Below are 24792 nucleotides of genomic sequence, written 5' to 3'. Positions count from 1 at the left end.
TCCTCACACGTTCTTTAAGCGCGGTCCGCGACACGTTCGCCGAGCAGACCCGACGGACGGAACACGAGCACGATGATCAGCACGACGAAGGCGAAGACGTCCTGGTAGTTGGAACCGAAGACCCCGCCCGTCAGATTGCCGATGTAACCGGCGCCCAACTGTTCGATGAGACCGAGCAGCACGCCGCCCACCATCGCGCCGCCCAGGTTGCCGATGCCCCCCAGCACCGCCGCCGTGAACGCCTTCAGGCCGGGAATGAAGCCCATGTAGAAGTGCGCGTTGCCGTATTCCGACGCGATCATCACGCCCGCCAACGCAGCCAGCGCCGAGCCGATCATGAAGGTCGCGGAAATCACGAAGTTCGGGTTCACGCCCATCAGCGACGCGACGCCCGGGTTCTCGGCGATCGCGCGCATCGCGCGGCCGAGCTTGGTCTTGTGCACGAGGAGCAGCAGGCCGCCCATCACGAGGAACGCGACGACGATGATGACGATTTCGGTCATCGAGATCACCGCGCCCGGACGGGTTTCGTCGGCGGCGATCACGTTGATCGGATCGGTCGGCAGAAGCTGCGGGAAGGCGAGCGGATTGCGGCCCCAGATCATCATCGCGATGGTCTGCAAGAGGATCGAGACGCCGATCGCGGTAATCAGCGGCGCGAGACGCGGCGCCTTGCGCAGCGGCCGGTACGCGACGCGTTCGATGGTGTAACCGACGATCGCGCAGACGATCGCGGCGATAACGAGCGCGATCGTCAGCATGATCGGCCCGGGCAAGCCGGGCGCGTGATTCTGCATGACGCCGATGGCGGAGAGCGCGACCATCGCGCCGACCATCAGCACGTCGCCGTGCGCGAAGTTGATGATGCCGAGAATGCCGTACACCATCGTGTAACCCAACGCGATGATGGCGTAGACGCTGCCAAGCACCAGACCGTTGAGGATCTGCTGGATGAAAATATCCATTTAAAGCTCCTTAGCCCCGTGCGATTCGATAACGCCTTTATCACCGGCCGATAAACCGGTGTGAAGTGAAATCTGAAGCGGCACTGCGCGTACTTTTAAAAAACCGGTAAGGGTTGAGCGCCGATCGTCCGCCCGCGGCCGGATGAGGCTGCGAGCGGTTCACGGACGGATACGAAAACAGCGCCGCCGGATAGCTGGCGCCGCCAGACTGCCTACTGCTTGACGACGTCGAGTACGTCCTTCTTCTTGTCCTTGAAGTCGTACAGCGTGATGGTCCCCGCCTTCAGATCGCCCTTGTCGTCGAATGCGATATGCCCCGTCAGACCGTTGTAGTCGGTCGTGGCAATCGCAGCGAGCACCTTGGGCGCTTCGATGGAGTTCGCACGCTTCATTGCATCGACGATCACGTACATCGCGTCATACGTGAACGGCGCGTAAATCTGCACCGGCGTGTGAAAGCGCGCTTCGTACTTCTTCTCGAAGTCGGCTCCCTTGTCCATCTTCGAAAGCGCGAGCCCCGCCTCCGAGCAGACGATGTTCTGCACCGCGTCGCCCGCGAGCTCGGCCACCTTGTCGGTGCAGACGCCGTCGCCCGCCAGAATCTTCGCCTTGATGCCGAGCGCCGCCGCTTCCTTGGCGAACGGGCCGCCCGTCACGTCCATGCCGCCGTACATCACGACGTCCGGCTGGATGCGCTTGATCTTCGTGAGAATCGCTTTGAAGTTGCGCGCCTTCTCGGTCGTTGCTTCGCGCGCGGCGATCTTCACGCCGCCGGCCTGCGCGCTCTTCGTGAATTCGTCGGCGAGGCCGCGGCCGTAGGCACTCGCGTCGTCGACCACGACGATCTTCTTCGCGTGCAGCGTCTTCATCGCGTAGCCGGCGAGGACCGGGCCCTGCAACGCATCGGTCGCGACGACGCGAAACGTCGTCTTGTAGCCCTGCTTCGTGTACTCGGGATTCGTCGTCGACGGCGAAATCTGCGCGATGCCCGCATCGCTGTAGATCTTCGACGCCGGAATCGACACGCCCGAATTCATGTGGCCGATCACCGCAACCACGTGGTCATCGACGAGCTTCTGCGCGGCTTCGGTGCCGACGCGCGGATCGGCTGCATCGTCCTGGGCGTCGAGCTCGAGGCGGATGGAACGCCCGTCGATGGTCAAGCCTTGCGCGCTGATCTCCTCCAGTGCGAGACGCGCGCCGTTTTCGTTGTCCTTGCCGAGGTGAGCCTGCAGGCCCGTGAGGGGCGCCACATGACCGATCTTCACGACAGTTGCTTCGCTCGCGGGCGCTGGCGCCGGCGCGGACGCAACGGGCACGGCGGCGGAACTCGCTGCCGATGCCGCTGTGCTCGCCCCGCCTTCATCCTTCTTGCCGCATGCGGTTGCCATTGCAACCGCAGCCGCGATGGACACGGCGTGAGCAAACTTGAATCGCATCAAATAGGTCTCCTGCGCCTCTAAAAACTGTCGTCGTGAACCCTTCTGGCCTCAAGACGCGCGCATTGTAACGCTAAATATGAGACGAGCAATATTCTTGCGTGGCGGGGTTTTCCAGCATTGCAACCAGCATTTTCGAGCGATTTTCCGGCTAGAGCGCAACCGGGTTGCGATCCGCATTTGTGCAGCAGTTGCACCACAACGGGAACAGGTTTAATCGATCGGTTCCGACGGTTACGTTTGCTTATCCGATTTACGGGGAAACCCTGAAGGCTTTCGGCGAAATTGCTCGTCGCGGCGCGCGCCCCATATCGGTGCTTACGCTTGGTGTCATCTCTCGCGTGAGGGTTCCGTTTCGATGGCGCCCGATGGGTTTCAAGCGCGAAAAAAAAGCGCCCGCAGGCGCTTTTTTAGAGGAAGGCCGCTAGTTACTGCGGCAGCGACAGTCCGCGCGGCAGCGGAAACGAGATCGTCTCTTCGATGCCTTCGAGCGAGCGCACGTTGCGCACGCCGAGTTCACGCAGACGCGCGATCACGGCCTGAGCCAGCACTTCCGGCGCCGATGCGCCCGCCGTCACGCCGATGCGCTTCTTGCCTTCCACCCACCGCGGATCGATCTGCGTCGGCGAATCGACCATATAAGAAGGGATGCCGCGCTTCTCAGCGACTTCGCGAAGACGGCTCGAATTCGAGCTGTTCGGGCTGCCGACGACGATCACGACGTCGCACTGCGGCGCGAGAAATTTCACCGCGTCCTGGCGATTTTGCGTCGCGTAGCAGATGTCCTGCTTCTTCGGCTCCTTGATCTCGGGATACTTGCTCTTGAGCGCGTCGATGATCGCGGAGGCATCGTCGACCGAAAGCGTCGTCTGCGTCACGTACGCGATGCGCTGCGGATCGGGCAGATCGAGCTTCAGGACGTCGTCGATATCCTCGACGAGATGCATGCCCTCGCCCGACTGGCCCATCGTGCCTTCGACTTCCGGATGACCCTTGTGGCCGATCATCACGATGTCGAAGCCTTCCTGACGCATCTTCGCGACTTCGATATGCACCTTGGTCACGAGCGGGCACGTTGCGTCGAACACGCGCAGGCCGCGCGCCTCCGCTTCGCTGCGCACCGCTTTCGAGACGCCGTGCGCGCTGAAGATCAGTGTCGCGCCTTCGGGCACGTCGGACAGCTCTTCGATGAAAATCGCGCCCTTCTTGCGCAGATCGGCGACGACATATGCGTTATGCACGATCTCGTGGCGCACGTAGATGGGCGCGCCGAACAATTTGATCGCGCGCTCGACGATCTCGATCGCGCGATCGACGCCCGCGCAAAACCCGCGCGGCTGCGCGAGCAGGATTTCGACGTCGGTCTGAACTTCGTTGAGGCTTTCAATCATGGTTACAGAATCCCGATGATTTTCACTTCGAAGACGAGCGCCTGGCCCGCGAGCGGGTGATTGAAATCGAACAGTGCCGCCGTTTCGCCGACTTCCTTCAGCACGCCGGCGTAGCGTCCGCCGTTCGGCGCGTTGAATTCGACGAGATCGCCGGGAGAAAAATCCTCGCCGATCATGCTGTTTTCGCGCAGCGTCGCGAGCGACACCCACTGGACCAGTTCCGGATTGCGCGGCCCGAACGCCTGATCCGGCGTTAGCTGAAAGGTCGAATGGTGGCCGACCTTCAGTCCCAGCAAAATCTCTTCCAACGGTTCGGCGAGTTGCCCTGCGCCTAGCAGAAGCGTCGCGGGCTTGTCGGCGAACGTATTGACGATGTCAGCACCATCGGCAAGCGCGAGCCGGTAATGAAGCGTGACGTGCGAACCGGGTTTCACCTCGGAGATATCGATGATGCTCATGAGTATTGGATGTGGCCGTTCGTTTGAAGGCAGGGCGCAGGCCCCGCATGGGGCGGCTCTTCGGCGCGTGGCAGCGAACCGCACGGCGCCCGTGCGAACCGGACGCCAAAACCGCTATTGTAAGACAGAGTTGTGGCAGCACGCGTCACGCGGCTCAGTCCCGTGTGCGCTTGCCCGCACGACACGCGGTCCGGGAGCACCGCGATGAGCGCCGATCTGCGGCTCGTGCCGCCGCTCGTCGCACCCGACGGCGACAGTTTGTCCGCGATCGCGCCTCTCCTGCCGATCCGCAAGTGGGCGCGCGCGGACCGGCCGCGCGAACGCCTGCTCGATACAGGCCCGGCGTCGCTGTCGGACGCGGAACTGTTCGCCTTGTTCCTGCGCACCGGCCTTCCGGGGGCCACGGCCGTCGATGTGGCGCGTCAGCTTCTGCTGCGTTTCGGGTCGCTGCGCGGCGTGCTGGACGCGTCGGCGGCGGAATTGCGCGAACTGCGCGGCATCGGGCCGGCGCGGGCGGCGACGCTCATCGCCGTATCGGAATTGTGCCGGCGCGCGCTCGCCGAGAAGGCGCGCGATCGCGAACTGCTGAACGCGCCGGGCGCGGTGGAAGACTATCTGCGGCTCTTGATCGGCACGCGGCCCTACGAGGTGTTCATCTCTCTGTATCTGGATGCGCGCCATCAGTTGCTGCATGTCGAGGAGTCGGCGCGCGGCTCGCTGACGCGCGTGGCCGTGTATCCGCGTGAGATCGTGCGGCGCGCGCTCACGCTGAACGCGGCGGGGCTCATCGTCGCGCATAATCATCCGTCGGGCGGCGTCGAGCCCAGCGCGAACGACCGGCGACTCACCAAGACGCTGCAGGACGCGCTGACGCTCATCGACGTGCGGCTGCTCGATCACATCGTCGTGGCGGCGAACGAGGTCTTCTCGTTCGCGCGGCATGGCTGGCTGTGACGGCATAAAACGTTTGATATTGCAGCGTTTTTCCTGTTAGAATCCTCGTTTGCTTTTCTCAACCCGCCTGTTCTGAACGAATGCGGCCCTCATTGGCATAACCGTGCTGCCAAGTCCCCGATCGGCAAATTGGGCGATAAGAGGCATCGAAGCTGAAAGCGAGTGCTTTCGATTCGAGCGTTCGTCTCGGACTCAACGTGTATTAGGAGTGTCACCATGGCACGCGTATGCCAAGTAACTGGGAAAGGCCCGATGTCGGGCAACAACGTTTCCCACGCAAACAACAAGACCAAGCGTCGCTTCCTGCCGAACCTGCAGAATCGCCGTTTCTTCGTTGAAAGTGAAAATCGCTGGGTGCGTCTGCGCGTTTCGAACGCCGGCCTGCGCCTGATCGACAAGAACGGTATTGACGCCGTGCTCGCAGACCTGCGCGCACGCGGTGAAATCTAAGGAGCACGCACATGGCCAAGGGCGCACGCGACAAGATCAAGCTGGAATCGACCGCAGGCACGGGTCACTTCTACACGACGACCAAGAACAAGCGCAACATGCCGGAAAAGATGCTGATCAAGAAATTTGATCCGGTCGTCCGCAAGCACGTTGAGTACAAGGAAACCAAGATCAAGTAAGCCGCTTGATTTTTGAGTAGCCTGCACGAAGACAGCAGAAAGCCCCGCACCTCGCGGGGTTTTTTGTTTTCCGGCGCCGCTTTAACACGCTTTGCACACGATCGTGCGGGGGTTTTCGCTGTCACGGAATGTTCGTGCGCGTTATGCTTGCCGGCTATCGACGAAGAACACGGACGGAGAACCGGCAGCATGAATTTCGATGTGGCGATCGTAGGAAGCGGCCTCGCGGGTCTGAGCGTCGCGCTCAATCTGGCCGAGACGCGGCGCGTCGCGATTCTCGCGAAGCGCGCGGCGAGCGTCGGCGCAAGCGATTGGGCGCAAGGCGGCATCGCGGCGGTGCTGGACTCCGCCGACAGCGTCGACAATCACGTCGACGATACGCTCGTCGCGGGCGGCGGACTGTGCGACGAAGCCGCGACGCGCTTCATCGTCGAAAACGGGCGCGCCGCGATCGAATGGCTCATCGACGAAGGCGTGCCCTTCACGCGCGATGTCTCCGCCGAACTCGGCTTCCATCTGACGCGCGAAGGCGGTCACAGTCATCGCCGCATCATCCACGCCGCCGACGCGACCGGCCACGCGGTGGTCACGACGCTTTCCGAACGCGTGCGCAACCATCCGAACATCACCGTCCTCGAAGATCACTACGCGATCGACCTGATCACGTCCGACCGTCTCGGGCTGCCCGGCCATCGCTGTCACGGCCTCTACGCGCTCGATCTGAACTCGGGCCGCACCGTGACGATCCAGGCGCCGCACACCGTTCTCGCGACAGGCGGCGCGGGCAAGGTCTATCTCTATACGACCAATCCCGACACCGCGACCGGCGACGGCATCGCAATGGCGTGGCGCGCGGGTTGCCGCGTCGCGAACATGGAGTTCATCCAGTTCCATCCGACGTGCCTCTTCCATCCGTATGCGAAGTCGTTTCTGATCTCCGAAGCGGTGCGCGGCGAAGGCGGCGTGCTGCGTCTGCCGGACGGCACGCGCTTCATGCCCGCGCACGACGAGCGCGCCGAGCTCGCGCCGCGCGATATCGTCGCGCGCGCGATCGACTTCGAGATCAAGAAGCGTGGCATCGATTGCGTGTATCTCGACATCAGCCACCAGCCGCGCGCGTTTCTCGAAGAGCACTTTCCGACGATCCTCGCGCGCTGCGCCGAATTCGGCATCGATATCGCGAAGGAGCCGATTCCCGTCGTGCCCGCCGCCCATTACACCTGCGGCGGCGTCGTCACGGACCTCGCGGGGCGCACGGATCGTCCGGGGCTGTATGCGGTCGGCGAGACGTCGTACACGGGTCTGCACGGCGCGAACCGGCTCGCGAGCAATTCCCTGCTGGAATGCCTCGTGATCGGGCGCGCGGCGGCGCAGGCGATCGAAGCGGACGGCTTCTCGAATGGTTGTCACGCCCAACTGCCCGACTGGGACGAAAGCCGCGTGTCCGATCCGGACGAGGAAGTCGTCGTCGCGCACAATTGGGACGAGCTGCGCCGCCTGATGTGGAATTACGTCGGCATCGTGCGCACGGACAAGCGCCTTGCGCGCGCGCAACATCGCATCGCGCTGCTGCGCGACGAGATTCACGAGTACTACGCCAACTTCAAGGTGAGCCGCGATCTGCTGGAACTGCGCAATCTCGTCGATGTGGCGTCGCTGATCGTCGAAAGCGCGTGCTCGCGCCGCGAGAGCCGCGGCCTGCACTACAGCCGCGACTGGCCCGCGACCTTGCCGAAAGCGCTGCCGACGGTGCTGATGCCGCCGGCCGCGCGCCGCACGAGCCTTTAGAGCAGACGCATCGAGAAATCGGTCGCGCGCAGGTCTTTTGTGAGCGCGCCGATGGAAATGCGATCGACGCCCGTGTCCGCGATCGCGCGCACCGTGTCGAAGTTCACGCCACCCGACACTTCGAGCAACGCGCGCCCGGCCGTGATGCGCACCGCGTCGCGCATCATGTCGAGCGTGAAGTTGTCGAGCAGGATCGATTCGGCCCGATGTGCGAGCGCCGTCTCGAGTTGCTCCAGCGTTTCGACCTCGATCTGAATCGGCACGCCCGCCTTCAGCGCGAGCGCCGCATCCATCGCCGCGCCGACGCCGCCCGCCGCTGCGATATGGTTTTCCTTGATGAGAATGCCGTCGTAGAGCGCGAGGCGCTGATTCGCGCCGCCGCCGACGCGCACCGCGTATTTCTGCGCGAGCCGCAAGCCCGGCAGCGTCTTGCGTGTGTCCAGAATCCGTGCGCGCGCGCCTTCGATCGCGTCGACATAGCGGCGCGTGGCGGTCGCGACGCCCGACAGCAATTGCAGGAAGTTGAGGCCGTTGCGCTCCGCCGTCAGAAGCGAGCGCGCCGGGCCGTGCAGCAGTACGACCGTGGAGTTGGCCGCCATGCGATCGCCTTCGCGATACTGCCATTCGACTTCGATCGTCGGATCGACGCGGCGCATGACTTCGTCGAACCAGGGCGCGCCGCACAGCACCGCTTCCTCGCGCACGATGATGCGCGCGGTGCGGCGGGCGTCGGCGGGCACGAGGCGCCCGGTGTGATCGCCCGTGCCGACGTCTTCTTCGAGCGCATCGACGACATTGCGTGCGAGCGCATCGTCGAATGCTTCGCCGTATTGCTTGCGGACTTCCTCGAAAATCGCCCGATACGTCATCACGCGGCTCCCACGTTCGAAAACAGCGTTCCGTCCTTGGCGAGATCGCCGCTCGCCTGCACGCGTTTCTTGTGACGCGCCGCGAAGTCGAGCATGCGATCGATCGGCACGCGCGCGCGCTGCCCGATGGCCGGATCGACGTGAATCTCGTTGTGACCGCGTTCGAGCACGTCGGCGAGATTGGCGAGACCGTTCATCGCCATCCAGGGACAGTGCGCGCAGCTCTTGCAGGTCGCGCTGTTCCCGGCGGTCGGCGCTTCGATGAAAATCTTGCCGGGCGCGGCGAGCCGCATCTTGTGCAGGATGCCGAGGTCCGTCGCGACGATGAAGCGCTTCGCGTCCAGCTTCACCGCGGCGTCGATGAGTTGCGTGGTCGAGCCGACGACATCCGCGAGCGCGACGACGCCTTCCGGCGATTCCGGGTGCACGAGGATTTTCGCGTCGGGATATTCGTTGCGCAGCAAATCGAGCTCGATGCCCTTGAACTCGTCGTGGACGAGACATGAACCTTGCCACAGCAGCATGTCCGCGCCGGTCTTCTTCTGGATATAGCTGCCGAGGTGACGATCCGGCGCCCACAGGATTTTTTCGCCGCGCGCGTGCAGATCGGCGACGATTTCAAGCCCGATCGACGATGTGACCATCCAGTCCGCGCGCGCCTTCACGGCCGCGCTCGTGTTCGCGTACACGACGACCGTGCGGTCCGGATGCGCGTCGCAGAATGCTGAGAATTCGTCGGCCGGGCAGCCGAGGTCGAGCGAGCAGGTCGCGTCGAGGTCGGGCATCAGCACGCGTTTGTCCGGACTCAGAATCTTGGCCGTCTCGCCCATGAAACGCACGCCCGCGACGACCAGCGTTTTCGCAGCATGATCGCGGCCGAAACGCGCCATTTCGAGCGAGTCGGCAACGCAGCCGCCAGTTTCGTCGGCGAGTTCCTGGAGCTCAGCGTCGACATAATAGTGCGCGACGAGCACGGCTTCTTCGCGCTTGAGCAACGCGCGAATGCGCTCCTTCAACTCGCGCTTCCGTTCGGCCGACGGTGCGTCCGGCACGCGCGCCCACGCTTCGCCCACTCCACACGTCAGGCCTTGCGGCCGGTCGTACTCGACGCTCCTGATCGCTTCCATGTCCCTGTCCCCTGCTCCGTGCCAACAACGTAACGCAAGAATCGGCTGCACAAAAACAAAGACCCCGCCAGAGCGGGGTCTTGTGACGTCCTTAAATTTTAACGGATATCGCGCGTCAGGCGTAGCGGCGCAGACGCAACGCGAAGTCTTGCAGCGCCTTGATGCCGCTTTCTTCCGCGCGATGGCACCAGTCCTGCAATTGCGTGACGAGTTGCTCGCGCGATGCGTTGGAGCGATCCCACATCGCCGACAGATCCTTGCGCAGCTCGATGAACGTGCGCAGCTTCTGATTATCCGAAGTCAGCTCCGGCAGTTGCTTCAACTGCGGCTCGTTCAGGCCGTCTTCTTCCTTGTGGAACCACTTGCGCGCACCGCGCATCAACTGATACTTCTCGCGCGCGCCGGCCTCCTTCAGCTTCGCCAGTTCCTGCGCGTAGGCGTGCTTGAGCGCCTTGCCGTAGCGCGCCATCACTTCGTAGCGGTTGGCGAGCACGGCCTGCAGCGTGTCCTGATCGACGACGGCCTTGCTGGCGGCGAGCTTCGGCGTCGGCGCGACCTTCTTGACCTTCGCGAGGCCGACCATCGACATCATGCGGATGTACAGCCAGCCGATGTCGAACTCGTACCACTTGCTCGACAGCTTCGCGGACGTCGCGAACGTGTGATGGTTGTTATGCAGTTCTTCGCCGCCGATCAGAATGCCGAGCGGGAAGATGTTCGTCGATGCATCCGACGAATTGAAGTTGCGGTAGCCCCACCAGTGCGCGAGACCGTTGACGACGCCCGCCGCCCAGAACGGGATCCAGATCATCTGCACGGCCCAGACCGACAGACCGACGATGCCGAACAGCGCCACGTCGATGACCATCATGATGCTGATGCCCAGGATCGGATAACGCGTGTAGACGTTGCGTTCCATCCAGTCGTTCGGCGTGCCGTGACTGAACTTGCGCATGGTTTCTTCGTTTTTCGCTTCCGCGCGATAAAGCTCCGCGCCTTCGAGCAGCACCTTCCAGATGCCGCGCGTCTGCGGGCTGTGCGGATCTTCTTCGGTTTCGCACTTCGCGTGGTGCTTGCGGTGGATCGCCGCCCACTGGCCGGTCAACATGCCGGTGGTCATCCACAGCCAGAAACGGAAGAAGTGGCTCGCGACCGGATGCAGATCCAGCGCGCGATGCGCCTGGCAACGGTGCAGGTAAATCGTGACGCCGGCGATCGTGACGTGAGTCATCGCAAGCGTGAACAGCAGAATCTGCCACCAGGAGAAGTCCAGCAATCCGTTGGCGAGAAATTCAAGGGAAGAATTCAGCAAGGCAGTTACCTGTGTAGCTGTGAAATTCGGGAAAAATGGCCGGTCGAACAGACTTCGAACAACGCGTTGGGCACATGAAAGGAACGTGCGCAAGTTCGATCGCATTTTACTGCATGCGTTCCAAGTCTTTGTCCTAAAGGTGAAATTTTTTGAATCGTACCAAAACGAGGAAAAACTCACGCCCCGAATTGGGGTTGATTCCGACGCCAAATCGAAAGATTGGTTCTGACGATCAGCGATCAGGCGGCAGGCGCAGCGCTTTCACCGCCGCTTCCGGCATTAAGTACCGATTCGCCGCCCGGGCGGGGCACGCCATCGATAATCCTTATCTCGCGCTGAGCGTACGGGATTTCAATGCCATGCTCGCAGAATAACCGCCAAACCGCCCGATTTACGTGCGACTTTACGCCGCCTGTACCTTTGGCGGCCTCTTCGATCCAGAAGCTCAGTTCGAGGTTGATTCCGTCCGCGCCGAAGCTCGCAAGCAGCGCCGCGGGCGCCGGGTCCTGCAACACGCGCTCGACGCCCTGCGTTGCTTCGACGAGCAACTGCATCGCGCGTTCGACGTCGCAGCGATAGCTCACCTGCACCGCGATCTTCGCGTTGCCGCGCGTGAGAAACGACGAATGGTTCTGCACCACGTCGGTGATGAGCTTTTCGTTCGGAATCAGCGTTTCGATGCCGTCGAGGCCGCGCACCACCGTGTATCGGGTGCGAATCTGCGTGACCGTGCCCTGATTTCCGCTGACATTGATCATGTCACCGAGCCGCAAGGAGCGGTCCAGCAGAATGATGAAGCCCGATACGTAATTGCTCGCGATCTTCTGCAAGCCGAAGCCCAGCCCGACGCCGAGCGCGCCGCCGAACACGCCGAGCACCGTGATGTCGATGCCGACGATCGACAAGCTCACCAGAATGGCGGCGAGGATCATCAGCGCCCGGCCGACGCGCGCGAGCACCACTTTGAGATTCGCGTCGAGCGAGCGGGCGCGCATCAGGCGGTCGTCGAGCAGCGCGCCCGCCCACATCGCGACGATCAGCGTCACGCACACCCACAGCACGCCCGAGGCGAGCGAGAGCAGCGTCATGTGCGCGTTCGCGAAGTTGAAGCGCACGCTCGCCATCCAGTGGACGACGTCGTCCTGAATGCCCATGACGGTGAGCACCATCGTCACCCAGACGATCACGGTGACGAGTTTCTCGAAGAGATACAGCAGCGCGTTCGCCTCGTGCTCCGTCTGGCCGCGGCTGAACACGCGCCGCGCGACGTAGAGCATCGTGTAGATGACGGTGATGCCGCACAGCGGCACGAGCGCGAGCCGCAACAGCGACGTATGGATGAACGGCGCGAGCACGACCTGCGCGATCGACACGAAAACCGTGCCGAGCAACGGAAACAGCGCCTTGTTGAGACTTTCCGCGCCGAAGCGCACGGCTTCGAAACGCGACTGGCGGCGCGCATCGAGCTTCTTGCGAAGCAGACGCGCGCACCACCACGCCACTACGAGCAGGCCGACGAGCGCGGCCACCTGCCAGATCACTTCCGGCTCGCCGAAATCGCGGAAGAGCCGCGCGGAGAGTTCGTTCAGGAAGTGGTTCTGCATTGCTTAAGCGGTTTCTTCGGCCGCTTTGGGCGCTTTTGCGGCGTCCGGCACGCGCTCCAGCACCGCCGCGAAGAAGCCGTCGGTGCCGTGCTTGTGCGGCCACAGCGACAGGAATTCGCCCGTATCGAGATCGATGCGCTGTTCCGCCAGCACGTCGCGCGCGGGCACGACGCGGAAGTTCGGATGCGTCTCGAGGAACTGCTTCACGACGTCTTCGTTCTCCGCTTCGAGCATCGAGCAGGTCGCATAGACGAGACGGCCGCCGGTCTTCACGAGGCGCGCGGCGCTCGACAGGATCGAGAGCTGCTTGGGCGTGAGTTCCGCGACGGTCGCGGGCGACTGGCGCCACTTCAGATCCGGATTGCGACGCAGCGTGCCGAGGCCCGAGCACGGCGCATCGACGAGCACGCGGTCGATCTTGCCCGCGAGACGCTTGATCTTCGCGTCGTGCTCGCTGTCGATCAGCACCGGATTCACGTTCGACAGACCGCTGCGCGCAAGCCGCGGCTTGAGCTTCGCGAGCCGGCGATCGGACACGTCGAAGGCGTAGAGACGGCCGGTCGAGCGCATCATCGCGCCGAGGGCGAGCGTCTTGCCGCCCGCGCCCGCGCAGAAATCGACGATCATTTCGCCGCGGCGCGGGGCCATCAGCGAGCAGAGCAACTGGCTACCCTCGTCCTGCACTTCGATCCAGCCTTCCTGGAACGGCGCGAGACGCGTGAGCGCCGGCTTGCCGTCCACGCGGATGCCGAACGGCGCGAACGGCATTTCGCCGGCGTCGATGCCCGCTTCGGTCAGCGCCTTCAGCACGACCTTGCGATCCGCCTTGATCGGATTCGAGCGCAGATCGAGCGGCGCGGGATAGTTCAGCGCGGCGGCGAGCTGCGCGAGTTCCTCCGGCTCGAAGCGCTTGCCCATCGCGTCGTAGATCCACTGCGGCAGGTTGGTCCGCACGCGCACCGGCAAGCTCGCCGGATCGATCTTCGAGACTTGCGAGAGCCATTGATACTCATCGGCCGAGACGAACGGCTTCAGCGCGGAGAGCCCGGCCGTCTGCATCAGCCCGAGCAGCGCCAGACGGCGCGCCTGGTTGCCGCTGCCGCTTTCCGCGAGATGCGAAAACTCCATCTTCCGGCGCAGCACCGCGAAAACCGCCTCGGCGATCACGCCGCGCTCGCCGTGCCCGAGCTTCGGATGCGCGCGGAAAAAGCGGCTCGTCGCGGCATCGGCGGGGCCGGAAAAGCGGAGCACGTCCGCAAGCAGCGTTTCGGTTTGTCCGATCAGAAATCCATGCAGCCTCATACGCCCTCCCCGGCAATGTCGGCAAAGAGCCATTGCGGCTCAGACGGCGTGAGCGCGACGCGCTCCCCTTCGATAGAAAGACGCCCTTCGATAAACCAGCGCACCGCGCGCGGATAGATGTCGTGCTCGACCTTGAGCACGCGCGCGGCGAGCGCGGCGGCATCGTCGCCGGCGACGACCGGCACCGCGCCTTGCGCGACGATCGGCCCGTGATCGAGCGTCGGCGTCACGAAATGCACGCTTGCGCCGTGCACGCGCACGCCTGCGTCGAGCGCCTGCTGATGCGTACGCAAGCCCGGAAAACACGGCAGCAGCGACGGATGAATGTTGAGCATGCGCCCGGCATATTTCCCGACGAAGGCGTCGGTCAGCACGCGCATGAAGCCGGCCAATACGACGAGATCGGGCTCGAAGCGATCGATTTCACGCGCGAGCGCGGCATCGAACGATTCGCGACCGTCGAACTGACGATGATCCACCACGTTCGTTTCGATGCCGTTCGCGGCCGCGAAGCCTAGCCCGGCGGCATCGGGCCGGTTTGAAATGACCGCGCAGACGCGAGCCGGCCAGCCTTCGCGCGCGCATGCACGCACGACGGCCTCCATGTTGCTCCCGCGTCCGGAGATCAGAATGACGATTTTTTTCATCCGCGGATTTTATCATTCGAAGGGTGCGAAAATCGTGCCATACGGGTTCGGTCAGGCATCGCGCCGGGGCGCTCGCGCCCGTCCTCCTTGCGAGCGTTTATAATCTAACGCTTTGCAGCATCAGCCCCTCCCACCGACCATCGCCTATCGTGAGAGTCTTTCGCGGCCTCCCCAATGCCGAAAGCCGGGCGCCCTGCGCACTGACCATCGGCAATTTCGACGGTGTCCATCGCGGCCACCAGGCGCTGCTCGCGCACGTGCGGGCAGCCGCCGACGCGCGCGGCCTGCCGGTCTGCGTGATGACTTTCGAGCCGCATCCGCGCGAGTTCTTCAATCCGGCGGGCGCGCCGCCGCGCATCGCGATGCTGCGCGACAAGCTCGAAGCGCTGCGCACCAACGGCGTCGATCGCGTGGTGGTCGAGCATTTCAACAAGACGTTCGCGGGACAATCGCCGGATACGTTCGTGAAGAACGTCATCGTCGATGGCCTGCACGCGCGCTGGGTCATGGTCGGCGACGACTTCTGCTACGGCGCGAAACGCGCGGGCAATTTCGAGTCGTTGAAAGCCGCCGGCGAGAAATACGGCTTCGAAGTCGAGCAGATGGCAACAGTCGCGCATCCGAACGGCACGCGCATATCGTCGTCGTCGGTGCGGGCGTCGCTCGTCGCGGGCGATCTCGACGCGGCGCAAGTCGCGCTCGGGCGCCCGTATGTCATCAGCGGTCACGTCGTGCACGGCGCGAAGCTCGGACGCGATCTCGGCTTTCCCACGCTGAATCTGCCGATCGCGCACAAGCGGCCGGCGCTCGCGGGCATCTTCGTCGTGCGCGTGCACGGCCTCGCCGATGAACCGCTGCCCGCCGTCGCGAGCCTCGGCCTGCGCCCGACCGTCGACGATTCCGGCCGCGTGCTGCTCGAAGTGTTCGTGCTCGACTGGCACGGCGACGCCTACGGCAAGCTCGTGCGCGTCGAATTCCTGAAGAAGCTGCGCGACGAGGAAAAGTACGTCGACCTCGAAACGCTCGGCCGCGCCATCGCGAAAGACGTCGACAACGCGCGCGCGTACTTCGGCCTGCCGCCCGCGAGCAACGCCGGCAGCCGCGCGACGGGCTTCGCCATCTCGGCGACCGACCGAATTAGGTGAGCGTGCGGCGCGTTCTTGTGCCGTCCGCTGCCCCGCTTCCGAATCACCGCGCGCTAAAAGACGAGCGCCGTCTCACCGAATTCACTGAGTCACCCATGAGCGACAAGAAAGAAAAAGCCTCCTCGAAGTATCCCGTCAACCTGCTCGACACGCCCTTCCCGATGCGCGGCGACCTGCCCAAGCGCGAACCCGCGTGGGTCAAGGAGTGGCAGGACAACAAGATCTACGAGAAGATCCGCGCGGCGTCGAAGGGCCGCAAGAAGTTCATCCTGCACGACGGCCCGCCGTATGCGAACGGCGACATCCACCTCGGTCACGCCGTCAACAAGATCCTGAAGGACATGATCGTCAAGGCGCGCAATCTCGCGGGCTTCGACGCGGTCTACGTGCCGGGCTGGGACTGCCACGGCATGCCGATCGAAATCCAGATCGAAAAGCAGTTCGGCAAGACGCTGCCCGCCATCGAAGTGATGCGGAAGGCGCGCGCCTATGCGGGCGAACAGATCGAAAAACAGAAGGTCGGCTTCCGGCGCCTGGGCGTGCTCGGCGACTGGGACAATCCGTACAAGACGATGAACTTCGCCAACGAAGCGGGCGAGATCCGCGCGCTCGGCAAGATCATGGAGAAGGGCTTCGTGTTCCGCGGCCTGAAGCCGGTAAACTGGTGCTTCGACTGCGGCTCGGCGCTGGCCGAAGCGGAAGTCGAATACAAGGACAAGACCGATCCGACCATCGACGTCATGTTCGCGTTCGCCGAACCGGAGAAGACCGCGCAGGCGTTCGGCCTGCCCGCGCTGCCGAAGACGGAAGGCGGCATCGTCATCTGGACGACGACGCCCTGGACCATTCCCGCGAACCAGGCGCTGAACGTGCATCCGGAGATCGTCTACGCGCTCGTCGATACGCCGCGCGGTCTCCTGATCCTCGCGCAGGAGCGCGTCGAAGCGTGCCTGCAGAACTACGGCCTGACGGGCGAAGTCATCGCGACGACGACCGGCGAAAAGCTCGCGAACCTGCGCTTCCACCATCCGCTCGCGGCAGCGCATCCGGGCTACAAGCGCACGGCGCCGGTCTATCTCGGCGATTACGTGACGACGGAAAGCGGCACGGGCATCGTGCATTCGTCGCCGGCGTATGGCGTGGAAGACTTCGTGTCGTGCAAGGCGCACGGCATGCCGGACTCGGACATCATCAACCCGGTGATGGGCGATGGCCGCTATATCGAATCGTTGCCGCTGTTCGGCGGGCTCTCGATCTGGAAGGCGAATCCGCAGATCGTCGAAGCGCTCGAAGGCGCGGGATCGCTGCTCAAGAGCGAAAAGTACACGCACAGCTACATGCACTGCTGGCGCCACAAGACGCCGATCATCTATCGCGCGACCTCGCAATGGTTCGCCGGCATGGACGTGAAGCCGAAGGACGGCGGCCGCACGCTGCGCGAGATCGCGCTGGAAGGCGTCGAGAACACGGCGTTTTATCCGTCATGGGGCAAGCAGCGTCTTTACAGCATGATCGCGAATCGCCCGGACTGGACGCTTTCGCGTCAGCGTCAGTGGGGCGTGCCGATGGCGTTCTTCGTGCACAAGGAAACCGGCGAGCTGCATCCGCGCACGCTTGAGTTGCTGGAAGAAGTGGCGAAGCGTGTGGAGGAAGGCGGCATCGAAACGTGGCAATCGCTCGATCCGCGCGAACTGATCGGCGACGAAGCCAACATGTACGAGAAGAACCGCGACACGCTCGACGTGTGGTTCGATTCCGGCACGACGCACTGGCACGTGCTGCGCGGCTCGCACAAGGATTCGCTGCAGTTTCCGGCCGATCTCTATCTCGAAGGCTCGGACCAGCATCGCGGCTGGTTCCATTCGTCGCTGCTCACCGCGTCGATGCTCGACGGCCGCGCGCCCTACGACGCGCTGCTCACGCACGGCTTCACCGTCGATGGCGAAGGCCGCAAGATGTCGAAGTCGCTCGGCAACGGCATCGATCCGCACGAAGTGTCCAATCGCCTTGGCGCGGAAATCATCCGTTTGTGGATCGCATCGACGGACTATTCGGGCGAGCTCGCGATCTCCGAGGAAATCCTGAAGCGCGTGACGGAGACGTATCGCCGTATCCGCAACACGCTGCGCTTCCTGCTCGCGAATCTGTCGGACTTCGATTTCGACAAGAACGCGCTGCCGGTTCAGGACTGGCTCGAAATCGATCGATACGCCATCGCGCTCACGCGCAATCTGCAGGACGACGCCCTCGCGCACTACGAGAAGTACGAATTCCATCCGGTCGTCGCGAAGATCGCGACATTCTGCTCGGAAGACCTCGGCGGCTTCTATCTCGACGTGCTGAAGGATCGCCTCTACACCACGAAGCCCGATTCGCGCGAGCGCCGCAGCGCGCAAACCGCGCTGTTCCATATCGCGCACGGCTTGTTGCGTCTCGTCGCGCCGTATCTGTCGTTCACGGCCGAAGAAGCGTACAAGGTGCTCAAGCCCGGTCAGGAAACGATCTTCACGGAAGTCTTCGCGACGTATCCGGAGATCGCGAACGGCGGCGATCTGCTCGACAAGTGGACGCTCATCCGCAGCGCGCGCGGCGACGTCACCAAGGCGCTCGAAGAAGCGCGCACGGCCAATCAGATCGGTTCGTCGCTGCAGGCGGAAGTCGTGGTTCGTGCGAGCGGCGCGCGTTACGACGCACTCGCGAGTCTCGGCGATGCATTGCGCTTCGTGCTGATCACGTCGTCGGCGCAAGTGGAAAAGGTGGCGAGCGAAGCAGAAGAAGGCGTCGATGTCGCCGCGTCGAGCTACATGAAGTGCGAGCGCTGCTGGCACTATTGCGCCGATGTCGGCTCGCACCCGGAACATCCGGGCCTCTGCGGCCGCTGCTTCTCCAATCTCTTCGGCGCAGGCGAAACGCGAGGCGCGGCATAAATGGCTCGAACGATGGCAAAGCAAACTTCCGTTAGAACCGCGAGCAGCGGTTCGCTCGCGCCGTGGCTCGGCGTCGCGCTGATCGTCATTCTGTTCGACCAGTTGACGAAGATCGCCGTGCAGCGCGTGTTCGCCTATGGCGATCCGCATGCGCTCACGCCCTTTTTCAATCTGCTGCTCGTCTACAACCGCGGCGCGGCGTTCAGCTTCCTCGCGATGGCGGGCGGCTGGCAGCGCTGGGCGTTCACGGCGTTGGGCGTCGTCGCGGCGATCGTGATTTGCTATCTGCTCAAGCGCCATTCGGGGCAGCGCATGTTCTGCACGGCGTTGTCGCTCATCATGGGCGGTGCGATCGGCAATGTCATCGACCGGATTGCGTACGGGCACGTCATCGACTTTCTGGATTTTCATGTGAACGCGTGGCACTGGCCGGCGTTCAACCTCGCCGATAGCGCGATCACCGTCGGCGCGGTCCTGCTGATTTTCGACGAACTGCGGCGCGTGCGCGGTTCACGTTGATATTCACGACGCGGCTCCTCTCACGGAGCCGTGTTCTTTTGCGATGGAGGCAAGTTGGAACTCGCGGGCAAACATCTCGTTTTAGGACTGACCGGCGGCATCGCCTGCTACAAGATCGCCGAACTGACGCGCCTGCTCGTCAAGGCCGGCGCAACCGTGCAGATCGTGATGACCGAAGCGGCCACGCAGTTCATCACGCCCGTCACGATGCAGGCGCTGTCGGGCCGTCCCGTGTACACGTCGCAGTGGGATGCGCGCATGCCGAACAACATGCCGCACATCGATCTTTCGCGCGAAGCGGATGCGATCGTCATCGCGCCCGCCTCGACCGACTTCATGGCGAAGCTCGCGCATGGCATGTGCGACGACCTGCTTTCGACGCTGTGCATCGCGCGCGATTGCCCGCTGCTCGTCGTGCCCGCGATGAACCGCCAGATGTGGCAAAGCCCGCCGACGCAGCGCAATGTCAGCCAGCTTCGCGCCGATGGCGTCGAAGTGCTCGGTCCGGATTCGGGCTCGCAGGCGTGCGGCGAAGTCGGCGACGGCCGCATGATCGAGCCGGAAGCCGCGTTCGAAGCGATCTGCGCGTTCTTTCAGCCGAAGATTCTGCGCGGCCAGCGCGTGCTGATTACCGCCGGTCCGACCTTCGAGCCGCTCGATCCGGTCCGCGGCATCACCAATCGTTCGTCGGGCAAGATGGGCTTCGCGCTCGCACGCGCGGCGGCGCAGGCGGGCGCGGACGTGCATCTCGTCGCCGGTCCGGTTTCCCTGCCGACGCCGTGGGGCGTGTATCGCGAAGACGTGCAGACCGCGCAGGAAATGCACGATGCGGTGATGGCCGCGACCCCTGACACCGACATCTTCATCGCGGTCGCCGCGGTGGCGGACTGGCGCGTCGATCACGTCAGCGAGCAGAAGATCAAAAAGACCGCCGACGCGTTGCCGACGTTCAACTTCATCGAGAATCCGGACATTCTCGCGTCGGTGGCGAAGCTGCCGAATCCGCCTTTTTGCGTCGGCTTTGCGGCGGAAAGCGGCAATCTCGAGGTTCATGGCGATGAGAAACGCAAGCGCAAGAACGTGCCGCTGCTGATCGGCAATATCGGACAGCTCACGTTCGGACGCGACGACAACGAAGTCGTGCTGTTCGAAGAAAGCGGCACGACACCGCTGCCGCGCGCCGGCAAGCAGGAACTCGCGCGCACGCTGATCGCGGAGATCGCAAAACGCGCGCCGAAGACCGGCGGCACGCTGTTGTCGTGACCGAACTCGACGCCGCGCGCACGCGCTCCTATCGACTTCCCGCCGATGCTTTCGAGCTCGGCCATTCCATTCAATAACGCCTCGATTTATGAAACTCGACGTCAAGATTCTCGATGCGCGCATGCGCGACTTCATGCCCGCCTACGCCACGCCCGGCAGCGCGGGCCTCGATCTGCGCGCGTGCCTCGATGCGCCGCTCGTCATCGAGCCGCATCAGACCGTGCTCGTGCCGACCGGCCTCGCCATTCATCTCGCCGATCCCGGCTATGCCGCGATGATCCTTCCGCGCTCGGGTCTGGGTCACAAGCATGGCATCGTTCTCGGCAATCTCGTTGGGCTGATCGATTCGGATTATCAAGGCCAACTGATGGTTTCGACGTGGAATCGCGGCGACACCGCGTTCACGCTGAACCCGATGGAGCGTCTCGCACAGATGGTGATTGTGCCGGTCGTGCAGGCGCAGTTCAATATCGTCGATGATTTCGAAGCGAGCGAGCGCGGGCTTGGTGGATTTGGAAGTACCGGGAAACACTGAAAGCGAATGCACTCGCGCTGGGACGAGACATAGATCGTCCCACTGATCAGTTCCATTACCGATGAAACGCGGATTATCTTTTAGATAATCCGCGTTTTTGTTTAACGATCCAAAATATCGAACTTTCAAATAGGAAAATTCTCGCAATCAAATCGCTTTCGCGTATTACAAACCTTCACAGTTATTTTGACATTACAAACCTATAACTCCCTACAGCAAAAGAACGCGCGGACTATCTCCATCAACATAACTGCAGCTATCTCGGCGCGTTGCTCGAGACAGAATCGAGTTCATCGCTTGACGATGAGCCCAATGTTTTCACGCACGTCTCCGCTGCGAAATTCCGATTTATATGTTTGTTGTCGACTCTGACTTAATAAACCCGTGGAGGTAGCCATGTAGACCGCTTCAATACTCGATCCAATTGGATTAATCCGCGCCGCTTTATTTAGGATTCACAGTCATATCTCTAGGAGTGCATCATGGCCCAAGAATGTATGTTTTCAGACAACTACCAGCTCGCACTGGAATTTCCCAACGTCTCGCTGTCCGGCCTTGCACCGCCTGCCAGCGGATTCAAATTCTATGACCACTGGTTTTACTCCAATGACGCTGGCGTCCAATCAGTCTGCAACCCCGGCCGTGATGGGCAGGCGCTTCTGGGCGAAACAACTTCTACCGTAGTAAGTAAGCTCGATGTGGCCCAAGTGAGTTTCTACTCCAACACCTACACCGCGCAAATGTTTCCGACGTCGTATAACGGCCTGTTCTACCTTGTCGCCATTCAAGTAGATGCAGACATACACGGCAATGACTGCGAGGAAATCATCCTTGGCCCGCTTCCGCCCCCGCCTCTGGAAACCGTACTGGCGAGCCCCGACGATCACCACGATTCGTCATGCATGCAAGGAATCGGCTGGAGATTTTTCACCATATTCGGAGTGTCGCCGGACTTCGTAAAACCCTCATCGGCAGTCTCGTTTCACAGCAATAACGGGGAACACGGCAAGTTTCGGCTCTCAGGTACAACTGGAGATAAAGACTTGCGCATCGTAACCATCAGCTCGATCAACATCATGGTCGGAACGCTCAACCCGTGAGGACGCAAACAGAAGACGCGCTTGCTCGTTTCCGCGCATCATCTGGACTTCGAGACTGATGGGATGGGACACGGATACATTAAACATGCTTGAGCAAGGAACGGCTTGTTGTGAAACGCGCAAAAAAAAAGCGTGGGCTCTTTCGAGTCCACGCTTATCGTCCCGCCTTAAACGCGTTAATCCACTTCGATCGCTTCCGGATTCGGATTGCGCGGCGGCGCCGAGTTTTCGTCGAACGTCAGCTGCACCTTGTCGTCCGCATCGACATCGACCGTCACGCGGCCGCCGTTGACCAGCTTGCCGAACAGGAGCTCGTCGGCCAAAGCGCGACGGATCGTGTCCTGAATCAGACGCTGCATCGGACGCGCGCCCATCAGCGGATCGAAACCGTGCTTCGCCAGGTGCTTGCGCAGCGAATCGGTGAAGACCGCATCGACCTTCTTCTCGTGCAACTGATCTTCCAGTTGCATGAGGAACTTGTCGACCACGCGCAGGATGATTTCCTCGTCCAGCGAACGGAAGCTGATGATCTGGTCCAGACGGTTGCGGAACTCCGGCGTGAACATGCGCTTGATGTCGGCCATTTCGTCGCCCGACTCGCGTCGCGACGTGAAGCCGATCACCGCCTTGCCCATTGCCTCGGCGCCCGCGTTCGTCGTCATGATGATGATGACGTTGCGGAAATCCGCCTTGCGGCCGTTGTTGTCCGTCAGCGTGCCGTGGTCCATGACCTGCAAGAGCACGTTGTAGATGTCCGGATGCGCCTTCTCGATTTCGTCGAGGAGCAGCACGCAATGCGGCTTCTTCGTGACGGCTTCGGTCAGCAAACCGCCCTGATCGAAACCGACATAGCCCGGCGGCGCGCCGATCAGACGGCTGACCGCATGGCGTTCCATGTACTCCGACATGTCGAAGCGCAGCAGTTCGATGCCCAGCGTGAACGCCAACTGCTTCGCGACCTCCGTCTTGCCGACGCCCGTCGGGCCGGAGAACAGGAACGCGCCGATCGGCTTGTCCAGCTTGCCGAGACCCGCGCGCGCCATCTTGATCGACGCCGACAGCGCGTCGATCGCCGGATCCTGACCGAACACGACGGCTTTCAGGTCGCGATCGAGCGTCTGGAGCTTGCTGCGGTCATCCTGTGACACGCTCTGCGCCGGCACGCGCGCGATCTTCGAGATGATCTCTTCGATCTCGCTCTTGCCGATGGTCTTCTTCTGCTTCGACTTCGGCAGGATGCGTTGCGCCGCGCCCGCTTCATCGATCACGTCGATGGCCTTGTCCGGCAGATGACGGTCCGTGATGAATCGTGCCGACAGTTCCGCCGCCGCCGACAGCGCACCCGACGAATACTTCACGCCGTGATGCTCTTCGAAGCGCGTCTTGAGGCCGCGCAGAATCGCCACCGTCTGTTCGACGGACGGCTCGGTGACATCGACCTTCTGGAAACGCCGCGACAACGCCGCGTCCTTCTCGAAGATGCCGCGATATTCCGTGAACGTGGTCGCGCCGATGCACTTCAACTGACCCGACGACAACGCCGGCTTCAGCAGGTTCGATGCGTCGAGCGTGCCGCCCGATGCCGCGCCCGCGCCGATCAGCGTATGAATTTCGTCGATGAACAGAATCGCGTGCGGACGCTCTTTCAGTTCCTTCAACACCGTCTTCAGACGTTGCTCGAAATCGCCGCGATACTTCGTGCCGGCGAGCAGCGCGCCCATGTCGAGCGAGTAGACCTGTGCATCGGCGAGGATGTCCGGCACTTCGCCGCGCGTGATGCGCCATGCGAGGCCCTCGGCGATCGCCGTCTTGCCGACGCCGGCTTCGCCGACGAGCAGCGGATTATTCTTGCGACGGCGGCACAGCACCTGCACCACACGCTCGACTTCGAGTTCACGGCCGATCAGCGGATCGATCTTGCCGTCCTTCGCGAGCTGGTTGAGGTTCTGCGTGAACTGCGCGAGCGGCGTTTCCTTCTGCGCAGCGGCGTCTTCCGATTCCGGATTCGCTTCGCTGCTCGCCTTGGCGGCGTCGCCGCTATTCGTCTTCGCAATGCCGTGCGAAATGAAATTCACGACATCGAGACGCGTGACGCCCTGCTGCTGCAGGTAGTACACCGCGTGCGAGTCCTTCTCGCCGAAGATCGCGACCAGCACGTTCGCGCCGGTCACTTCCTTCTTGCCATTCGAAGTCGATTGCACGTGCATGATCGCGCGCTGGATCACGCGCTGGAAACCAAGCGTCGGCTGAGTATCGACGTCGTCCGTGCCGGGCACGGTCGGCGTGTTGTCATGAATGAAATTGCGCAGGTTCTGACGCAAATCTTCAATGTTGGCTGCGCAGGCGCGCAACACTTCAGCCGCGGTCGGATTGTCCAACAGGGCGAGCAACAGGTGCTCGACCGTTATGAACTCATGCCGCGCCTGACGTGCTTCCATAAACGCCATGTGCAGACTGACTTCCAGTTCCTGGGCAATCATGCTTCCTCCATCACGCACTGCAGCGGATGCCCCGCTTGCCGTGCATGGCTAACGACTTGCTCAACTTTGGTCGACGCAATGTCTCGCGTGTAGACCCCACAAACTCCCCTGCCTTCGCGATGAACCTTGAGCATGATCTGCGTCGCGGTCTCACGATCCTTATTGAAGTATTCCTGCACGATCATCACGACGAATTCCATCGGCGTGAAGTCGTCATTCAGCAGCACCACCTTGTACATGGCCGGCTTCTTGAGCTTCTGCTCCTGCCGCTCCAGTACCGTGCCATCCTGCTTGTTGGGATTGATCGCCATACACCCATTCTAAACATCACGGACGTC

Annotated in this window: 22 protein-coding genes; 10 read left to right on the top strand and 12 right to left on the bottom strand. The window is 62.6% G+C overall.

Going from position 1 to position 24792, the window contains the following annotated elements:
- Positions 1 to 14 precede the first annotated feature (14 nt).
- From QCE49_RS02700 to QCE49_RS02685, 4 genes are all read right to left on the bottom strand, one after another.
- Positions 15 to 965, bottom strand: a complete 951-nt coding sequence (locus QCE49_RS02700; protein WP_008351160.1) for a branched-chain amino acid ABC transporter permease — start codon at positions 963 to 965, stop codon at positions 15 to 17.
- A gap of 212 nt (positions 966 to 1177) precedes the next feature.
- Positions 1178 to 2404, bottom strand: a complete 1227-nt coding sequence (locus tag QCE49_RS02695; RefSeq protein ID WP_008351162.1) for a branched-chain amino acid ABC transporter substrate-binding protein — start codon at positions 2402 to 2404, stop codon at positions 1178 to 1180.
- Positions 2405 to 2832: 428 nt separating this feature from the next.
- Positions 2833 to 3795: a 4-hydroxy-3-methylbut-2-enyl diphosphate reductase gene (gene ispH, locus QCE49_RS02690; protein WP_008351164.1), complete on the bottom strand. Its 963-nt coding sequence runs from the start codon at positions 3793 to 3795 to the stop codon at positions 2833 to 2835.
- A 2-nt stretch (positions 3796 to 3797) separates the two neighbouring features.
- Positions 3798 to 4253, bottom strand: coding sequence for a peptidylprolyl isomerase (locus tag QCE49_RS02685; protein ID WP_008351167.1), 456 nt, complete (start codon positions 4251 to 4253; stop codon positions 3798 to 3800).
- 204 nt (positions 4254 to 4457) lie between these two features.
- Here QCE49_RS02685 and radC point away from each other — a divergent pair, with 204 nt between their 5' ends.
- From radC to nadB, 4 genes are all read left to right on the top strand, one after another.
- A complete protein-coding gene (gene radC / locus QCE49_RS02680; protein ID WP_008351169.1) occupies positions 4458 to 5207 on the top strand; it encodes a RadC family protein in 750 nt (249 codons plus the stop codon).
- Positions 5208 to 5423: 216 nt separating this feature from the next.
- Positions 5424 to 5657, top strand: coding sequence for a 50S ribosomal protein L28 (gene rpmB / locus QCE49_RS02675; protein ID WP_008351171.1), 234 nt, complete (start codon positions 5424 to 5426; stop codon positions 5655 to 5657).
- A gap of 11 nt (positions 5658 to 5668) precedes the next feature.
- Positions 5669 to 5836 (top strand): 50S ribosomal protein L33, encoded by a 168-nt coding sequence (rpmG, locus tag QCE49_RS02670; RefSeq protein WP_007180630.1) that lies wholly within the window; start codon positions 5669 to 5671, stop codon positions 5834 to 5836.
- A gap of 189 nt (positions 5837 to 6025) precedes the next feature.
- Positions 6026 to 7624, top strand: a complete 1599-nt coding sequence (gene nadB, locus QCE49_RS02665) for an L-aspartate oxidase (protein ID WP_008351184.1) — start codon at positions 6026 to 6028, stop codon at positions 7622 to 7624.
- On the opposite strand, the gene nadC is transcribed toward nadB, so the two are convergent.
- The 6 genes from nadC to purN form a co-directional block, all read right to left on the bottom strand.
- Positions 7621 to 8493, bottom strand: a complete 873-nt coding sequence (nadC, locus tag QCE49_RS02660) for a carboxylating nicotinate-nucleotide diphosphorylase (protein WP_250458208.1) — start codon at positions 8491 to 8493, stop codon at positions 7621 to 7623. The two genes, nadB and nadC, sit on opposite strands and share 4 nt — an antisense overlap.
- Positions 8493 to 9620, bottom strand: a complete 1128-nt coding sequence (gene nadA / locus QCE49_RS02655; protein WP_034472958.1) for a quinolinate synthase NadA — start codon at positions 9618 to 9620, stop codon at positions 8493 to 8495. Before nadA ends, nadC begins: the two co-directional genes overlap by 1 nt.
- Before the next feature lie 115 nt (positions 9621 to 9735).
- The gene (locus tag QCE49_RS02650; RefSeq protein WP_008351187.1) at positions 9736 to 10932 is read right to left on the bottom strand and encodes an acyl-CoA desaturase; all 1197 of its coding nucleotides are present in this window, start codon (positions 10930 to 10932) and stop codon (positions 9736 to 9738) included.
- Positions 10933 to 11171: 239 nt separating this feature from the next.
- Positions 11172 to 12536 carry a mechanosensitive ion channel family protein gene (locus QCE49_RS02645; protein ID WP_175982812.1) on the bottom strand — a complete coding sequence of 455 codons (1365 nt, stop codon included), beginning with the start codon at positions 12534 to 12536 and terminating at the stop codon, positions 11172 to 11174.
- A 3-nt stretch (positions 12537 to 12539) separates the two neighbouring features.
- A complete protein-coding gene (locus tag QCE49_RS02640; protein WP_008351189.1) occupies positions 12540 to 13838 on the bottom strand; it encodes an RsmB/NOP family class I SAM-dependent RNA methyltransferase in 1299 nt (432 codons plus the stop codon).
- Entirely contained in the window at positions 13835 to 14485 is a 651-nt protein-coding gene (gene purN / locus QCE49_RS02635) for a phosphoribosylglycinamide formyltransferase (protein WP_244807745.1), read from the bottom strand. The genes QCE49_RS02640 and purN overlap by 4 nt, the downstream gene beginning before the upstream one ends.
- A gap of 149 nt (positions 14486 to 14634) precedes the next feature.
- Here purN and QCE49_RS02630 point away from each other — a divergent pair, with 149 nt between their 5' ends.
- The 6 genes from QCE49_RS02630 to QCE49_RS02605 all read left to right on the top strand — a co-directional run bounded on the left by QCE49_RS02630 (position 14635) and on the right by QCE49_RS02605 (position 21974).
- Positions 14635 to 15630 carry a bifunctional riboflavin kinase/FAD synthetase gene (locus QCE49_RS02630; RefSeq protein ID WP_008351191.1) on the top strand — a complete coding sequence of 332 codons (996 nt, stop codon included), beginning with the start codon at positions 14635 to 14637 and terminating at the stop codon, positions 15628 to 15630.
- A 95-nt stretch (positions 15631 to 15725) separates the two neighbouring features.
- Positions 15726 to 18557, top strand: coding sequence for an isoleucine--tRNA ligase (gene ileS / locus QCE49_RS02625; RefSeq protein ID WP_008351192.1), 2832 nt, complete (start codon positions 15726 to 15728; stop codon positions 18555 to 18557).
- Positions 18558 to 19076: a signal peptidase II gene (gene lspA, locus QCE49_RS02620; protein WP_033537118.1), complete on the top strand. Its 519-nt coding sequence runs from the start codon at positions 18558 to 18560 to the stop codon at positions 19074 to 19076.
- Positions 19077 to 19130: 54 nt separating this feature from the next.
- Positions 19131 to 20339 carry a bifunctional phosphopantothenoylcysteine decarboxylase/phosphopantothenate--cysteine ligase CoaBC gene (gene coaBC / locus QCE49_RS02615; RefSeq protein ID WP_034472998.1) on the top strand — a complete coding sequence of 403 codons (1209 nt, stop codon included), beginning with the start codon at positions 19131 to 19133 and terminating at the stop codon, positions 20337 to 20339.
- 88 nt (positions 20340 to 20427) lie between these two features.
- Positions 20428 to 20874, top strand: coding sequence for a dUTP diphosphatase (gene dut, locus QCE49_RS02610; protein WP_008351195.1), 447 nt, complete (start codon positions 20428 to 20430; stop codon positions 20872 to 20874).
- 482 nt (positions 20875 to 21356) lie between these two features.
- Positions 21357 to 21974 (top strand): hypothetical protein, encoded by a 618-nt coding sequence (locus tag QCE49_RS02605; RefSeq protein ID WP_008351196.1) that lies wholly within the window; start codon positions 21357 to 21359, stop codon positions 21972 to 21974.
- Positions 21975 to 22150: 176 nt separating this feature from the next.
- Here QCE49_RS02605 and clpA read toward each other — a convergent pair whose 3' ends face one another.
- Entirely contained in the window at positions 22151 to 24454 is a 2304-nt protein-coding gene (gene clpA, locus QCE49_RS02600) for an ATP-dependent Clp protease ATP-binding subunit ClpA (RefSeq protein ID WP_008351197.1), read from the bottom strand.
- The gene (gene clpS, locus QCE49_RS02595; RefSeq protein WP_008351199.1) at positions 24451 to 24765 is read right to left on the bottom strand and encodes an ATP-dependent Clp protease adapter ClpS; all 315 of its coding nucleotides are present in this window, start codon (positions 24763 to 24765) and stop codon (positions 24451 to 24453) included. Before clpS ends, clpA begins: the two co-directional genes overlap by 4 nt.
- Positions 24766 to 24792: the final 27 nt, after the last annotated feature.

This window comes from Caballeronia sp. LZ008 (genome assembly GCF_031451435.1).
Classification (GTDB): Bacteria; Pseudomonadota; Gammaproteobacteria; order Burkholderiales; family Burkholderiaceae; genus Caballeronia; species Caballeronia zhejiangensis.
The sequence above is the reverse complement of the archived record's forward strand: the minus strand, read 5'-3'. Positions and strand labels throughout refer to the sequence as shown.